Origin of the sequence: Flagellimonas olearia (genome assembly GCF_009184425.1) — a bacterium.
Lineage (GTDB): Bacteria > Bacteroidota > Bacteroidia > Flavobacteriales > Flavobacteriaceae > Flagellimonas > Flagellimonas olearia.
This window is the reverse complement of record NZ_WELG01000148.1, coordinates 1-335: the sequence shown is the minus strand read 5'-3', so window position 1 is coordinate 335 and position 335 is coordinate 1. Positions and strand designations below refer to the sequence as shown.

Annotated in this window: 1 protein-coding gene; it reads left to right on the top strand. The window is 46.0% G+C overall.

The window, feature by feature from the left end; translation table 11 throughout:
- On the top strand, positions 1 to 335 hold a 335-nt coding region (locus tag F8C76_RS19475), incomplete at both ends, for a FimD/PapC N-terminal domain-containing protein (RefSeq protein WP_152132973.1).

Below are 335 nucleotides of genomic sequence, written 5' to 3'. Positions count from 1 at the left end.
AAGCGGCTAATGCCGAGCAAGAGACTCAAACAACAACCCGCTTCACATCCCATTTTTTTGTCAACCAGAACAATACCAACATAGACATTAGTCACCTTGAAAAGGGGCAAGGTCTGATACCGGGGATTTACCCTCTCAGCATTTCAGTTAACGGTACTCAAGTCACAGATACAGACGTGGAAGTCATCTCTCAAGAAAATGGCACAGCACCATGCATCACTCACCCTCTCGCCGTGCAATTGGGGATCAATACCGCCTACTATTCTCGTTACACAGATATAACCATGCGCTGCATCGATATAGCTGCTGCACCAAACAGTTTCTTAACACTGAAC